The sequence below is a fragment of the Lamprobacter sp. genome (genome assembly GCF_034860625.1).
Lineage (GTDB): Bacteria > Pseudomonadota > Gammaproteobacteria > Chromatiales > Chromatiaceae > Lamprobacter.
In genome coordinates this window covers 1-1,576 of the sequence record NZ_JAYESN010000482.1, presented here as the reverse complement: position 1 = coordinate 1,576, position 1,576 = coordinate 1, and the positions used below count along the sequence as shown (strand labels likewise).

Annotated in this window: 1 protein-coding gene; it reads left to right on the top strand. The window is 63.3% G+C overall.

Annotated features, from left to right (window positions below; genetic code table 11):
* Positions 1–143: 143 nt before the first annotated feature.
* On the top strand, positions 144–1,367 hold the full coding sequence (locus tag VBE63_RS29055; RefSeq protein ID WP_323686455.1) for an argininosuccinate synthase: 1,224 nt from the start codon (positions 144–146) through the stop codon (positions 1,365–1,367).
* Positions 1,368–1,576 lie beyond the last annotated feature (209 nt).

Sequence of the window (1,576 nt, the reverse complement as noted above, 5' to 3'; positions counted from 1 at the left end):
ATACTGCGCCCTATAAGCGGCCACCCTAAGCGGCGATCCATTTCCGACTTGCCGATGCCTGCCAGCCCCTTGCCCTCAGGCCGGGAGGTCATCGGTAAACACCCTTTAAGACCAGACTTCAAACTGAGACTAGGAGTTTTTCCATGCCCCGCGATTCCGTGAACAAGGTCGTCCTCGCCTACTCCGGCGGGCTCGATACCTCGGTGATCCTGACCTGGCTGCAGGAGGAATACGACTGCGAGGTGGTCACCTTCACCGCCGACATCGGCCAGGGCGAAGAGGTCGAACCGGCCCGCGCCAAGGCCGAAGCGGCCGGCATCAAAGAGATCTACATCGAAGACCTGCGCGAGGAGTTCGTGCGCGACTTCGTCTATCCGATGTTCCGCGCCAACGCCATCTACGAAGGCGAATACCTGCTCGGCACCTCAATCGCGCGGCCGCTGATCGCCAAGCGCCTGGTCGAGATCGCCGCCGAGACCGGCGCCGATACCATCAGCCACGGCGCCACCGGCAAGGGCAACGACCAGGTCCGCTTCGAGATCAACGCGCTGGCGCTGCGGCCCGACATCAAGATCATCGCGCCCTGGCGCGAATGGGATCTGCTCTCGCGCGAGAAGCTGATGGCCTATGCCGCCGAGCACGGCGTGCCGGTCGAGCAGAAGCGCGACGGCACCAAATCGCCATACTCGATGGACGCCAACCTGCTGCACATCTCCTACGAGGGCTACGACCTCGAAGATCCCTGGGTCGAGCCAGGCGCCGGCATGTGGCGCTGGACGCGCGACCCCGTCGATGCACCCAACACCCCGCAGGAGATCGAGCTGACCTACAGCGCCGGCGACATCACCGCCATCGATGGCAAGCCGATGTCTCCCGCCGAGATCCTCGCCGAGCTGAATCGCATCGGTGGCGAGCACGGCATCGGCCGCGCCGACATCGTCGAGAACCGCTACGTCGGCATGAAGTCGCGCGGCTGCTATGAGACCCCAGGCGGCACCATCATGCTCAAGGCGCATCGGGCGATGGAATCTTTGACGCTCGACCGCGAGGCCGCTCACCTGAAAGACGAGCTGATGCCGCGCTATGCCACGCTGATCTACAACGGCTATTGGTTCAGCCCCGAGCGAATGATGCTGCAGGCGGCGATCGACGAGAGCCAGCGCGTGGTCAACGGCCAGGTCCGGCTCAAGCTCTACAAGGGCAATGTGCTGGTGGTTGGCCGCCAGTCAGACAGCGACAGCCTGTTCGATGAGTCGATCGCGACCTTCGAGGATGACGCCGGCGCTTACGACCAGAGCGACGCTACCGGCTTCATCAAGCTCAACGCGCTGCGTTTGCGCGTTGCCGGGCGCCGTCGCGGCCGCTGAGCCGCAGCATTCTCAACAAGTGGACGGTTGAAGGTGTACCCGTGGAAGCCCTGAAGCTCGCAACCATTGATGATCTCATCCTGAGTGCCGATGATCAGGCCAATGATCAGTTGGAGCTGATCGGCGGTGAGATCGTCAGTCGTCCGATGACCCGGGCGTTTCATGCCCGCGCCCAGGGCAATACGCGCGAAGAGCTCGGACCCTTCAAT